The following is a 13,484-nucleotide window of genomic DNA, read 5'->3' as shown; positions in this document are numbered from 1 at the left end:
CTTTCATGTTGGTTTACGACTATTAAATAAGTTAATCCTTAACAAGTTCTTAAGGCAAAAAAAGATACTTTTTTTGCTGTACAGAGGCTGTAGCCACAGGTTTACTAACTGCAAATGAGTTCGCAGGGATGAACATATGCGTATTTTACTGATCGAAGATGACACGTTGATTGGCGATGGCCTGAAAACAGGTCTGAGTAAAATGGGTTTCAGCATCGACTGGTTTACCGAAGGTCGCCAAGGGAAAGAAGCACTCTACAGCGCACCTTATGATGCGGTAATCCTCGACCTGACGCTGCCAGGCATAGACGGACGGGACATTTTGCGCGAATGGCGAGCCAACGGAAAGCAGGAGCCTGTGCTGATTCTGACCGCTCGCGACGCGCTGGCAGAACGCGTTGAAGGCCTGCGCCTGGGCGCAGATGACTATCTGTGCAAACCCTTTGCGCTGATCGAAGTTGCCGCCAGGCTGGAGGCGCTGGTGCGTCGTGCCAGCGGCCAGGCCAGCAACACATTACGCCATGGCGAGGTGACGCTTGATCCCGGCGCGCTGGTCGCCACAGCGGCTGGCGAACCGTTGTCTCTTAAGCCCAAAGAGTTCGCGCTGCTGGAGCTGCTTATGCGTAACAAGGGCCGCGTCCTGCCCCGCAAACTGATTGAAGAAAAACTGTATACCTGGGACGAAAACGTCTCCAGCAATGCGGTTGAAGTACACGTCCATCACTTACGCCGTAAGCTCGGCAGCGACTTTATCCGTACCGTGCATGGCATTGGCTACACCCTGGGTGACGCATGAAACTCGCACAACGCCTCAGCCTGCGCATCAGGCTAACGCTTATCTTCATGATTTTGGTTTTAGTGACCTGGCTGATTTCCAGCTTTGTCGCCTGGAAGCAAACCACCGATAACGTGAATGAGATGTTCGACACGCAGCAAATGCTGTTCGCCAAGCGTCTGGTCACGCTGGATCTTGATGAACTCAAAGCCTCTGAACGCATCGCGCATACCCCGAAAAAATTCAAGCATGGTCATATTGACGACGATGTACTGACCTTCGCGGCCTACACGCCAGAAGGGAAAATGGTTCTTCACGATGGCGACAATGGCCAATACATTCCCTACAGCTACCGCCGGGAAGGTTTTGACGATGGCTATCTGAATGGCGACAACGATAAATGGCGTTTTGTCTGGCTGACTTCCGCAGATAAAAAGTATCGAATCGTTGTCGGCCAGGAATGGGAATATCGTGAAGATATGGCTTTAGCGATTGTGACAGCACAATTGGTGCCGTGGTTGGTCGCTCTGCCGCTGATGCTGTTAATCCTGATTGTGTTGTTAAGTCTTGAACTTAAGCCACTGAAGAAACTGGCGCAGGCGCTACGTTTACGCGACCCGGAATCAGAAGAACCGCTCAGTTTGAAAGGCATTCCTGGCGAGGTTCGCCCGCTGGTTGAATCACTCAACCAACTTTTCACCCGAATTCATACCACCATGGTGCGTGAACGGCGCTTTACTTCAGATGCCGCTCACGAGTTGCGTAGTCCATTGACGGCGCTGAAAGTGCAAACCGAAGTGGCGCAACTGTCTGACGATGACCCGCAGGCACGGCAAAAAGCCTTAATGCAGATGCAGGCCGGGATCGATCGCGCCACGCGTCTGGTCGATCAGTTACTGACGCTTTCGCGCCTTGACTCCCTCGACAATCTTCAGGATGTGGCAGAAATCTCGCTGGAGGAGTTGCTGCAATCTTCGGTGATGGATATCTACCATTCGGCCCAGCAGGCGCATATTGACGTACGTTTGCAGATTAACGCGCACGGCATCACATGTACCGGGCAACCGCTGTTACTCAGCCTGATGGTGCGAAATCTGCTGGATAATGCGATTCGCTATAGTCCCCGGGGAAGCATTGTGGAAGTGACGCTAAACGCCCGCAATTTTAGCGTCAAAGACAATGGTCCAGGTATTGCGCCGGAAGTTCTGATGCACATTGGAGAACGCTTTTATCGCCCACCGGGGCAAAGCGTGACCGGCAGCGGTCTCGGCCTGTCGATTGTCCGTCGTATCGCGATATTGCATGGGATGTCAGCCTCGTTCGGCAACGCTCCGGAAGGTGGCTTTGAAGCAAAAGTCAGTTGGTAATTGCGTTATTGTTGCTCATATAGCAAAAGACTTTGCACATTTTGCTAATTTCACCGCACCGCTGGTGGGAGTAAAATCGTCCTCAAACGTATTTCCTTGAGGACACAAAATGAGCAACATTCTGATTATCAACGGGGCGAAAAAATTCGGCCATTCGAATGGTCAACTGAATGACACCCTGACCGAGGTCGCGGACGGTATCCTGCGCGACCTCGGGCATGATGTTAAAGTCGTACGCGCAGACAGCGATTATGACGTAAAAGCAGAAGTGCAGAATTTCGTCTGGGCCGATGCGGTTATCTGGCAGATGCCTGGCTGGTGGATGGGCGCGCCGTGGACGGTGAAAAAATACATTGATGACGTGTTCACTGCCGGGCACGGTACGCTGTACGCCAGCGATGGTCGCACGCGTTCAGATGCGTCAAAAAAATACGGTTCCGGCGGACTGATTCAGGGCAAAAAATACATGCTGTCTCTGACCTGGAACGCACCGATGGAAGCCTTCACTGAAAAAGACCAGTTCTTCCATGGCGTTGGCGTTGATGGCGTCTATCTCCCGTTCCATAAAGCAAACCAGTTCCTGGGAATGGAAGCGCTGCCGACCTTTATCACCAATGACGTGATTAAAATGCCGGACGTCCCGCGTTATATCGCAGAATATCGCAAGCATCTGACCGAAATTTTTGGTTAACTGGTAACCTGGAATTAGAAGGAGTTAACCATGCTTACCGTTATTGCAGAAATCCGTACACGTCCAGGTCAACATCACCGCCAGGCGGTACTGGATCAGTTTGCCAAAATCGTTCCGACCGTACTGAAAGAAGAAGGCTGCCACGGCTATGCGCCGATGGTGGATCATGCCGCAGGTGTGAGTTTTCAGACTACAGCACCAGATTCAATCGTGATGGTTGAGCAGTGGGAAAGCATCGCGCATCTTGAAGCGCATTTGCAGACCCCGCATATGAAAGCCTACAGCGAAGCCGTGAAAGGTGACGTGCTGGACATGAATATTCGTATTCTGGAGTCGGGCATTTAAGATTGTCGATTTGCCGGGTGACGCTTAGCTATCCGGCATAAATCGCTTCGTCAGATGAGAGCCGGATAAGGCATTTTACGCCCGTCTCCGGCTTTTCTACATGCAATTACCCTTCGAGATCCGCCAGGTCGCCTTTCTCCTGCAACCAGTTACGACGATCTTCAGAACGCTTCTTGGCCAGCAGCATATCCATCATTGCGTTGGTACGCTGATCGTCTTCATCATCGATAATGAGCTGCACCAGGCGACGGGTGTTCGGATCCAGCGTAGTTTCACGAAGCTGCATCGGGTTCATTTCACCCAGACCTTTAAAGCGCTGCACGTTCGGCTTGCCTTTCTTGCGCTTTAACTGCTCCAGTACGCCCGCTTTCTCTTCTTCCGTCAGCGCGTAATAGACCTCTTTGCCGAGGTCGATACGGTATAACGGCGGCAGCGCCACGTAGACGTGACCGTGTTTCACCAGCGTGCGGAAGTGCTTCACAAACAGCGCGCACAGCAGCGTGGCGATGTGCAGGCCATCGGAGTCCGCATCCGCCAGGATACAGATCTTGCCATAGCGCAATTGGCTCAGATCGTCGCTGTCCGGATCGATACCGATCGCCACGGAAATATCGTGAACTTCCTGCGAAGCCAGTACTTCATCGGAAGAGACTTCCCAGGTATTGAGGATCTTACCTTTCAGCGGCATGATCGCCTGATATTCACGATCGCGCGCCTGCTTGGCCGATCCGCCCGCCGAGTCACCTTCGACAAGGAACAGTTCGGTGCGATTAAGATCCTGTGCGGTACAGTCCGCCAGTTTACCCGGCAGTGCCGGACCGCTGGTCAGCTTTTTACGCACTACTTTTTTCGCTGCACGCAGACGACGCTGCGCGCTGGAAATCGCCATCTCAGCCAGCAGTTCGGCTGACTGCACGTTCTGGTTCAGCCACAGGCTGAATGCATCTTTCACCACGCCAGAGACGAATGCCGCACACTGACGCGAAGAGAGGCGCTCTTTGGTTTGTCCGGCAAACTGCGGATCCTGCATTTTTACCGACAGCACGTAAGCACAGCGATCCCAGATATCTTCCGCCGACAGCTTCACGCCACGCGGCAGGATGTTACGGTATTCGCAGAACTCGCGCATCGCATCCAGCAGTCCCTGACGCAGACCGTTAACGTGCGTACCGCCCTGCATGGTTGGGATCAGGTTCACATAGCTTTCGGTCAGCAGCTCGCCGCCTTCCGGCAGCCAGAGCAGCGCCCAGTCCACCGTCTCCGTCTCACCGCTGAAATTACCGATAAACGGTTTTTCCGGCAGCGTCGGTAGGCCATTCACCGCTTCGCTCAGATAGTCATTTAAACCATCCTGGTAGCACCAGCGCTGCTCGCTGTTGTTGACCTCATCCTTAAAAGTGATCTCAACGCCTGGGCACAGTACCGCTTTGGCTTTCAGTACGTGCGTTAAGCGCGAAACAGAAAAACGCGGGCTGTCAAAGAAGCTTTCATCCGGCCAGAAGTGCACGCTGGTCCCGGTATTGCGTTTGCCGCAGGTACCGACAACCTGTAAATCCTGCACTTTATCGCCATTCTCAAACGCGATGTTGTATACCTGCCCGTCGCGGCGCACGTTCACTTCCACACGTTTGGACAGGGCGTTAACAACGGAGATACCCACACCGTGCAGACCACCGGAGAACTGGTAGTTCTTGTTAGAGAACTTGCCGCCCGCGTGCAGACGACAGAGGATCAGCTCAACCGCCGGAACGCCTTCTTCAGGGTGAATATCTACCGGCATGCCGCGTCCGTCATCAATGACTTCCAGAGACTGGTCGGCATGTAAGATCACGTCCACGCGTTTTGCGTGGCCCGCCAGTGCTTCATCCACACTGTTATCAATCACTTCCTGCCCAAGATGGTTCGGACGGGTCGTATCGGTGTACATCCCAGGGCGACGGCGTACCGGCTCAAGCCCAGTGAGTACCTCAATGGCATCAGCGTTATAAGTTTGCGTCATGGTTTAAATAAGCAATTCGAATTGATCGTCAGAAACTGTGCAGTCCAAGGAAATCGACAATCGGGTTGAAATAATCTTCGAAGCCCGTGAATGCGTGGTTTCCGCCCTCAATAACTGTCTGACGGCAGGAGGCGTAATACGCCACCGCCTGGCGGTAGTCCAACACTTCATCGCCCGTTTGTTGGAGCAGCCAGATCAAATCCGGCGCTTCCAGCGGGTCAATCTGCATGACTTTAAGATCGTAAATATGGCGTGACTCTAGCACATATTGCTGCCCCGTGTAGGGGTTCTCGTTTTGACCGAGATAGTCGACCAGCAGTTCATAAGGCCGTACGGCAGGGTTCACCACCACTGCCGGCAGCATAAAACATTGCGACAGCCAGGTGGCGTAATAGCCGCCTAAAGAGGAACCGACAATCCCCAGCGACTCTCCGCCGTGTTCAAGAATGATCGATTCCAGCATCTCTGCGGCTTGCGCAGGATACGGAGGTAGCTGCGGCACGATCATCTCAACGTGCGGGTGGTGTTCCGCCAGCCAGTTTTTCAGTAAACACGCCTTCGCCGAACGAGGAGAGCTATTAAATCCGTGAAGATAGAGAAGCGTAGACATCAGTAGCCTTCTGAAGCGGTATCAGGGTGGAACCGATTACCCTGCAGACGACGTACCTGAGTCTGCAACGTCCCGTCGGCAAAAAGCTCCAGCGTCCGCCAGCCTGGGCTGATGGTATCCAATGTGAAGTTGGAACAGTGCGGTTTAAATTGCACGCAGGTCGACGGCGTCGCCAGCAGACGGCGACCGTTCCAGTCCAGATCCAGTTCCTGATGAATATGCCCGCACAATAGATACCTGGCGCGAGGATAATTCACCAGCACGTTATCCAGCTCAGCGGCATTACGCAGACTGTGCTGATCGAGCCAGCTGCAGCCCGCAGGCAGAGGATGATGATGCAGAAGCAGCAAGGTATTACGCTCTGGCGCATCAGCAAGTTTACGCTCCAGCCATTCGAGCTGGAATTCACTTAACTCACCGTGGGGAACGCCGAACACCTGGCTGTCGAGCAGCAAGATTTGCCACTGTTCGCCAATGAAAACGCGTTTAGCCGGGGAAATGCCCGCATCCTGCAGCGCGCTGTACATTGCCGGCTGAAAATCGTGATTGCCCGGTAGCCAAACGCAGGGCGCACGAAAACTTGCGATGCCCTCAGCAAAATGCTGATAAGCCGCAGCGGATTGATCCTGCGCCAAATCACCCGTCGCGACGATCAGATCGTACTCAGGCGACTCTGCATGTATTGCATCCAGTACGGATTGATAGCTGTCCCAGGTGTTCACACCCAGCAGCGTTTCATGCTTTTCGGCAAACAGGTGAGTGTCTGTAATTTGTAAGATCCTGACTCTGGCCTCACCAGCCAAAGGAAGGGTTAACAGGCTTTCCAAATGGTGTCCTTAGGTTTCACGACGCTAATAAACCGGAATCGCCATCGCTCCATGTGCTAAACAGTACCGTAACCAGTCGGCCAGAAACTGATTAATTTGATGCTTTTCGTCGCGTTGATGCAACTTTTTATTTGGATAATCATACCGCGCTTTGAAGCGAAAGATCTGCTGACTTGAACACACTTCAGCCACCCTTGCGTCATGATACAGGCGCACGGTCAATGACGGCAGGCTCCAGTATGTGACGGCCGGTGCCGTTTGTTCGATCGCAACAAGCGTAGTGTATCGGGTCGATTCAACGATCGTTAACCGATATTGTGCGTTTGCTACCTGATAGCTCACTGTTTCACCGGCTGCATCATTACGTGGCAGCAGGCGGCGCAATTGCGAATAGTTGGTTTCGCACAGACGCATCATTTCAGGGAAGTCAGGTGTGTAACGCTTCATTTTTTCCACTCAGTTTTTAACTCTTGATAGTGCAGCTGTAACCATTGCAAGGCGATGACAGACGCTGCGTTGTCGATTTTCCCCTCTTCAACCCATTGATAAGCCTGTTCCCGGCTCACCACATGAACACGAATATCTTCGTTTTCATCAGCCAGACCATGGATCCCGCTCGCGGTCGTGGCGTCCACTTCGCCGACTAAAATAGACAGGCGCTCACTGGTGCCACCCGGGCTTGCCAGATAGCTCAGAACGGGCTTCGTCCGTTTAACTTCCAGCCCGGCCTCTTCCATTGCTTCACGACGGGCTACATCTTCAACGGTTTCGCCCTCTTCGATCATCCCGGCCACCATCTCCAGTAACCACGGGCTTTCGCTGGTATCAAATGCCGCGATACGGATCTGCTCGACCAGCACAACTTCATCTCGCTCAGGGTCAAAGGGTAGCAAGACTGCCGCGTGTCCGCGCTCAAAAATTTCGCGCGTTACCTCGCCGCTCATCCCCCCGTTAAACAGGCGATGGCGAAACCGATAAAGATCCAGTGAAAAAAAACCGCGGTATAGCTTTTCTCGTGCAATAATTTCTACATCATTTTTAGTGAAAGTCATTGGCAAGTTGTCTGGTTTACGCATTGTGCTGTCCTGAAACCAATAGTGATTAAAATGTGAATTTCAAGGTCGTTTGACTGATGTTTGAACGCCCTTGTGTTAAATTGATGCAAATTAACGCCGTATGGCACGTAACGCCAACTTTTTGAAGTGGCGGATTCTGCTAGAATCAGCAAATATTTTTACAATTTGATCAGCGCTAAATACTGCTTCACAACAAGGAATGCAAATGAAGAAATTGCTCCCCATCCTTATCGGCCTGAGCCTGTCGGGGTTCAGTACTTTGAGCCAGGCAGAAAACCTGATGCAGGTTTATCAGCAAGCACGCCTGAGCAACCCGGAATTGCGTAAATCCGCCGCCGATCGCGATGCTGCATTCGAAAAAATTAACGAAGCGCGTAGCCCATTACTGCCGCAACTGGGTTTAGGTGCCGATTACACCTACAGCAATGGCTACCGTGATGCAAATGGCGTCAACTCCAACGCCACCAGCGCATCTTTGCAGTTAACTCAGTCTATTTTTGACATGTCTAAATGGCGTGCCCTGACGCTGCAAGAAAAATCAGCGGGCATCCAGGACGTGACCTATCAGACCGATCAGCAAACGCTGATCCTGAATACCGCCACGGCCTATTTTAACGTACTGAACGCAATTGACGTGCTTTCTTACACTCAGGCACAGAAAGATGCGGTCTATCGTCAGTTAGATCAGACCACTCAGCGTTTTAACGTTGGCCTGGTTGCCATCACTGACGTACAAAACGCCCGTTCACAATACGATACTGTACTGGCGAATGAAGTTACCGCGCGTAACAATCTGGATAACGCGGTAGAACAGCTGCGCCAGGTAACCGGTAACTACTACCCGGAACTGGCTTCACTGAACGTTGATGGTTTTAAAACCAACAAACCGCAGGCGGTGAACGCGCTGCTGAAAGAAGCAGAAAACCGCAACCTGTCGTTATTGCAGGCCCGTTTGAGCCAGGATCTGGCTCGTGAGCAGATTCGTCTGGCGCAGGATGGTCATTTACCGACCCTGGATTTGACCGCCTCTACCGGGGTATCTGACACCTCGTACAGCGGGTCTAAAACCAACACCTCCCAGTATGACGACAGCAACATGGGCCAGAATAAAATCGGTCTGAGCTTCTCACTGCCGCTGTACCAGGGCGGAATGGTTAACTCGCAGGTGAAACAAGCGCAGTACAACTTTGTTGGCGCGAGTGAACAACTGGAAAGCGCACACCGCAGCGTGGTGCAGACCGTTCGTTCTTCGTTCAACAACATTAATGCGTCTATCAGTAGCATTAACGCGTACAAACAAGCGGTTGTCTCTGCACAAAGTTCTTTGGATGCGATGGAAGCTGGCTATTCCGTAGGTACACGTACCATTGTGGATGTGTTGGATGCCACCACCACGCTGTACAACGCCAAGCAGCAACTGGCGAATGCGCGTTATACCTATCTCATCAACCAGTTAAACGTCAAATCTGCGCTCGGTACGCTGAACGAGCAGGATCTGGTGGCACTGAACAATACGCTGGGTAAACCAGTATCCACGACTCCGGATACGATCGCGCCGGAAAACGCGCAGCAAGATGCCGCGGCGGACGGTTATACGTCCAACAGCGCGACGCCTGCGGCACAGCCGACAGCAGCACGTTCAACCAGCAGCACCGGCAACAACCCGTTCCGTAACTGATGCTGATGACGGGGCTTCGGCCCCGTCTGAACGTAAGACAACGTAAAGATCCGCCCCTTCTTCCGCATTCTCGCCTCTTACCGCTTCAATTTCGACCAGTCATCCTCTATTCTGAGCAGAGTTACCACTGGGTCCTGGAAGACATAAATGAAACGGACAAAATCTATACATCACGCCTCGTTCCGCAAAAGCTGGAGCGCGCGCCATCTGACTCCTGTCGCCCTTGCAGTTACCGCTGTGTTTATGCTCGCGGGCTGTGAAAAGAGCGACGAAACGGTTTCGCTTTATCAGAACGCTGACGACTGCTCTGCGGCGAATCCGGGTAAAAGCGCCGAATGTACTACCGCGTTTAACAATGCGCTGAAAGAAGCTGAACGTACCGCGCCAAAATACGCCACTCGTGAAGACTGTATCGCTGAATTCGGCGAAGGCCAGTGCCAGCAGGCTCCTGCGCAAGCGGGTATGGCACCGACCGGTGAAGGCCAGGCTCAGGCGCAGAATCAAAGCAGCGGCAGCTTCTGGATGCCGCTGATGGCGGGCTACATGATGGGTCGACTGATGGGCGGCGGAATGGGCGCTCAGCAACCGCTGTTCAGCTCGAAAAACCCAGCCAGCCCGGCTTACGGCAAATACACGGATGCCAGCGGTAAAAACTACGGCGCAGCAACGCCGGGTCGCACCATGACCGTACCGAAAACCGCTATGGCACCGAAACCTGCCACCACCTCTACCGTAACCCGCGGCGGATTTGGTGAGTCTGTGGCCAAACAGAGCACCATGCAGCGTAGCGCAAGCGGTACCACCACACGTTCAATGGGTGGCTGATCGTCATGGAAAGAGTCAGTATTGTTGAGCGCCCGGACTGGCGCGACAAAGCCACCGAATACGGTTTCAATTTTCACACTATGTACGGCGAGCCGTACTGGTGTGAAGACGCGTACTATAAGCTCACTCTTGCTCAGGTTGAAAAGCTGGAAGAGGTCACCGCAGAGCTGCATCAAATGTGCCTCAAGGTGGTGGAAAAGGTCATCGCCAGCGATGAGTTGATGACCAAATTTCGCATTCCGAAGCATACCTGGGGCTTTGTCCGCCAGTCCTGGCAGACACAGCAACCGTCGCTCTATTCACGTCTCGATCTGGCGTGGGACGGCACGGGTGAACCCAAGCTTTTAGAAAACAACGCCGATACGCCAACCTCGCTGTACGAAGCCGCGTTTTTCCAGTGGATCTGGCTGGAAGATCAGCTCAATGCGGGCAACCTGCCGGAAGGCAGCGATCAGTTCAACAGTCTGCAGGAAAAACTGATCGAGCGTTTCACCGAGCTGCGTGAGCAGTATGGTTTTCAACTGCTTCATCTGACCTGCTGTCGTGATACGGTAGAAGATCGCGGTACGATCCAGTATCTGCAGGATTGCGCTGCCGAAGCTGAGATCGCAACAGAATTCCTCTATGTAGAAGATATTGGTCTTGGTGAAAAAGGTCAGTTCACCGACATGCAGGATCAGGTAATTGCTAACCTGTTCAAGCTCTATCCGTGGGAATTCATGCTGCGTGAAATGTTCTCCACCAAGCTGGAAGACGCTGGCGTTCGCTGGCTGGAACCGGCCTGGAAGAGCATTATCTCCAACAAAGCACTGTTGCCGCTGTTATGGGAAATGTTCCCGGACCATCCGAACCTGCTGCCAGCGTACTTCGCCGAAGACGACCATCCGCAGATGGATAAATTCGTCGTAAAACCGATCTTCTCGCGCGAGGGGGCTAACGTCTCCATCGTTGAGAACGGTAAAACGATCGAATCCGTGGAAGGACCGTACGGTGAAGAAGGCATGATCGTGCAGCAGTTTCATCAGCTACCGAAGTTTGGCGACAGCTATATGCTGATTGGCAGCTGGCTGATCAACGATCAACCAGCCGGGATCGGCATTCGTGAAGACCGCGCATTAATCACGCAGGATCTGTCACGTTTCTATCCGCATATTTTTGTCGAATAATTGAGAGAGCCGGGTGGTGACTTCGCCTTACCCGGCCTACGACGCGAACTTAATGCCCGATAAGCGCAGTGCCATCGGGCATTCATCATCCAACCTGCACCGACAACATACTTAAACTTCCCATCTCAATACCATCTACCGGGATCGTGACAGACTCTTTACCGTCCCAAGCCCCGAGTACATACAGCAGCGGCAGATAGTGATCCGGCGTCGGGTTCGACAACGATCCACCTTCATGATCGAGATAGTTCACCAATGGGTGCTGCTCAACCGGTCCCTGCCATGTCAGGTTTGCCTTAACATAGTCATTGAATGAAGTCGCCCACGGATAAGGCGTGTTCTCACCGTGCCAACGCGCAGTGCGCAGGTTATGCACCACGTTACCACTGGCCACCAGCATAATGCCCTCATCACGCAGCGCCGCCAGCTTACGGCCCATCTCAAAATGCCATGACGCGGGTTTGGTGCTGTCGATACTCAACTGCACCATCGGAATGTCCGCATTCGGATACATCTTGATCAGAACGCCCCAGGAACCGTGGTCAAAACCCCAGGCTTCTTTGTCCAGGGTAACAGGCACAGGAGCAAGCAAGTCAACCAGATGCTGCGCCAGTTCAGGCGAGCCGGGAGCCGGATAATGAGTGTCATACAATGCTTGCGGAAAACCGCCAAAATCGTGGATCGTTTTGGGGGCTTCCATCGCTGTCACACCCGTTCCACGGGTGAACCAGTGCGCCGAGACAACCACAATGGCTTTCGGACGCGGCAACGTTTCCCCCAGTTGCTGCCAGGCACGGGTATAAACGTTATCTTCCAGAACATTCATCGGGCTACCGTGACCCAAAAACAATGCTGGCATACGAGTTGAAGACATGATGATATCCTTACTGAGGGAGTCATTTTGATACCACCACAATACGCTTATTCGGTTGATGAAGAACTCAGATAACGATGATGAAGATCATCAGTTATTTTGACGATCCAACCCGGATAGCAGATTGATAAGGAGTTTTATTTGTCGATGTCAGTACCTTTACTTCTGACTTTACTGGCAGGTGCCGCCACGTTTATCGGCGCATTTCTCGGCGTGTTAGGGCAAAAACCGTCTAACCGCGTTCTCGCCTTTTCTTTAGGCTTCGCCGCCGGGATTATGTTACTGATCTCCCTTATGGAGATGCTACCTGCTGCGCTGGCCGCTGAAGGTATGTCGCCGGTATTAGGCTACGGAATGTTCATCGTTGGCTTACTGGGCTACTTTGGCCTGGATCGTCTATTGCCGCACGCGCACCCTCAGGATCTGGTACAAAAAACAACGCAGCCTCTACCCGGCTCTATTAAACGCACCGCGATTTTATTAACGCTCGGCATCAGCCTGCACAACTTTCCTGAAGGGATTGCGACGTTTGTTACCGCCAGTAGCAACCTTGAGCTGGGCTTTGGTATTGCCCTCGCCGTTGCATTGCACAATATTCCTGAAGGATTAGCGGTGGCGGGTCCCGTCTATGCTGCCACAGGCTCCAAACGTACGGCGATATTCTGGGCAGGGATTTCAGGTATGGCAGAAATACTGGGCGGCGTACTGGCGTGGTTAATTCTCGGTAGCCTGATATCACCGGTGGTGATGGCGGCAATAATGGCGGCAGTCGCAGGTATTATGGTGGCGCTGTCCGTCGATGAATTGATGCCGTTGGCAAAAGAGATCGATCCCAATAATAATCCCAGCTATGGGGTGTTATGTGGAATGTCGGTGATGGGATTAAGCCTCGTCATCCTCCAGTCAATGGGAATCGGATAATCCAGAGGGCGGATGCCACCCTGCAAATTTACAGCATCCGCTCATCCATAGCAGAATATGAAGGACTAATCCTGTTCCTTAACCGCGCTGTTATCTTCACCAGAGCGGCGAAAGAGTTTGTTTCGCGCTTCAAGTAAGGCATCTCTGTCCTGGCGGAATGCCCGACAATAACGTTTCATATGGCAATAATACCCCAGCGCAACGAGTGCAATTAATACAATCCAATACCAGGCAATAAACATTCTTTTACCCTTAAAATTTAACATCATTAAACATTTAACGTTAAAATTTTACACAAACTTATTCTGACATACTCATATAGTGGCATAT

The 13,484-nt window shown here is 52.5% G+C and carries 15 protein-coding genes; 8 read left to right on the top strand and 7 right to left on the bottom strand.

What is annotated here, in order from left to right; translation table 11 throughout:
- Positions 1-136 precede the first annotated feature (136 nt).
- From qseB to OGY68_RS12940, 4 genes are all read left to right on the top strand, one after another.
- Positions 137-796 carry a quorum sensing response regulator transcription factor QseB gene (gene qseB, locus OGY68_RS12955; RefSeq protein ID WP_057068259.1) on the top strand — a complete coding sequence of 220 codons (660 nt, stop codon included), beginning with the start codon at positions 137-139 and terminating at the stop codon, positions 794-796.
- A complete protein-coding gene (gene qseC / locus OGY68_RS12950) occupies positions 793-2,142 on the top strand; it encodes a quorum sensing histidine kinase QseC (RefSeq protein WP_032945028.1) in 1,350 nt (449 codons plus the stop codon). The genes qseB and qseC overlap by 4 nt, the downstream gene beginning before the upstream one ends.
- Positions 2,143-2,251: 109 nt before the next feature.
- On the top strand, positions 2,252-2,833 hold the full coding sequence (locus tag OGY68_RS12945) for an NAD(P)H-dependent oxidoreductase (RefSeq protein WP_032945029.1): 582 nt from the start codon (positions 2,252-2,254) through the stop codon (positions 2,831-2,833).
- Positions 2,834-2,863: 30 nt separating this feature from the next.
- A complete protein-coding gene (locus tag OGY68_RS12940; protein WP_003024557.1) occupies positions 2,864-3,178 on the top strand; it encodes a putative quinol monooxygenase in 315 nt (104 codons plus the stop codon).
- A 106-nt stretch (positions 3,179-3,284) separates the two neighbouring features.
- Here the strand turns inward: OGY68_RS12940 and parE are convergent, their stop codons facing one another.
- The 5 genes from parE to nudF are packed head-to-tail and all read right to left on the bottom strand — an operon-like array spanning position 3,285 to position 7,690.
- Positions 3,285-5,177, bottom strand: coding sequence for a DNA topoisomerase IV subunit B (parE, locus tag OGY68_RS12935; protein ID WP_003024571.1), 1,893 nt, complete (start codon positions 5,175-5,177; stop codon positions 3,285-3,287).
- 28 nt (positions 5,178-5,205) lie between these two features.
- Positions 5,206-5,787, bottom strand: a complete 582-nt coding sequence (gene yqiA, locus OGY68_RS12930) for an esterase YqiA (protein ID WP_003024575.1) — start codon at positions 5,785-5,787, stop codon at positions 5,206-5,208.
- Positions 5,787-6,614: a 3',5'-cyclic-AMP phosphodiesterase gene (gene cpdA / locus OGY68_RS12925; protein WP_008785825.1), complete on the bottom strand. Its 828-nt coding sequence runs from the start codon at positions 6,612-6,614 to the stop codon at positions 5,787-5,789. The genes yqiA and cpdA overlap by 1 nt, the downstream gene beginning before the upstream one ends.
- Before the next feature lie 24 nt (positions 6,615-6,638).
- The gene (locus tag OGY68_RS12920; RefSeq protein ID WP_003024582.1) at positions 6,639-7,061 is read right to left on the bottom strand and encodes a DUF1249 family protein; all 423 of its coding nucleotides are present in this window, start codon (positions 7,059-7,061) and stop codon (positions 6,639-6,641) included.
- Positions 7,058-7,690, bottom strand: coding sequence for an ADP-ribose diphosphatase (nudF, locus tag OGY68_RS12915; protein ID WP_032945031.1), 633 nt, complete (start codon positions 7,688-7,690; stop codon positions 7,058-7,060). Before nudF ends, OGY68_RS12920 begins: the two co-directional genes overlap by 4 nt.
- A gap of 199 nt (positions 7,691-7,889) precedes the next feature.
- On the opposite strand from nudF, the gene tolC reads away from it, so the two are divergent.
- From tolC to OGY68_RS12900, 3 genes are all read left to right on the top strand, one after another.
- Entirely contained in the window at positions 7,890-9,368 is a 1,479-nt protein-coding gene (tolC, locus tag OGY68_RS12910; RefSeq protein ID WP_100247260.1) for an outer membrane channel protein TolC, read from the top strand.
- Between the two features lie 147 nt (positions 9,369-9,515).
- Positions 9,516-10,193 (top strand): DUF1190 family protein, encoded by a 678-nt coding sequence (locus OGY68_RS12905; protein ID WP_003024591.1) that lies wholly within the window; start codon positions 9,516-9,518, stop codon positions 10,191-10,193.
- A 5-nt stretch (positions 10,194-10,198) separates the two neighbouring features.
- The gene (locus tag OGY68_RS12900; RefSeq protein WP_008785828.1) at positions 10,199-11,359 is read left to right on the top strand and encodes a glutathionylspermidine synthase family protein; all 1,161 of its coding nucleotides are present in this window, start codon (positions 10,199-10,201) and stop codon (positions 11,357-11,359) included.
- Positions 11,360-11,444: 85 nt separating this feature from the next.
- Here the strand turns inward: OGY68_RS12900 and ygiD are convergent, their stop codons facing one another.
- Positions 11,445-12,233, bottom strand: coding sequence for a 4,5-DOPA-extradiol-dioxygenase (gene ygiD / locus OGY68_RS12895; RefSeq protein WP_032945034.1), 789 nt, complete (start codon positions 12,231-12,233; stop codon positions 11,445-11,447).
- A 147-nt stretch (positions 12,234-12,380) separates the two neighbouring features.
- On the opposite strand from ygiD, the gene zupT reads away from it, so the two are divergent.
- The gene (zupT, locus tag OGY68_RS12890) at positions 12,381-13,154 is read left to right on the top strand and encodes a zinc transporter ZupT (protein ID WP_003024600.1); all 774 of its coding nucleotides are present in this window, start codon (positions 12,381-12,383) and stop codon (positions 13,152-13,154) included.
- Between the two features lie 65 nt (positions 13,155-13,219).
- On the opposite strand, the gene OGY68_RS12885 is transcribed toward zupT, so the two are convergent.
- The gene (locus OGY68_RS12885) at positions 13,220-13,396 is read right to left on the bottom strand and encodes a hypothetical protein (RefSeq protein ID WP_020996336.1); all 177 of its coding nucleotides are present in this window, start codon (positions 13,394-13,396) and stop codon (positions 13,220-13,222) included.
- Positions 13,397-13,484: the final 88 nt, after the last annotated feature.

The sequence above is a fragment of the Citrobacter sp. Cpo065 genome (assembly GCF_030332805.1).
GTDB lineage: Bacteria > Pseudomonadota > Gammaproteobacteria > Enterobacterales > Enterobacteriaceae > Citrobacter > Citrobacter portucalensis.
This window is presented reverse-complemented; position numbering and strand designations above follow the sequence as displayed.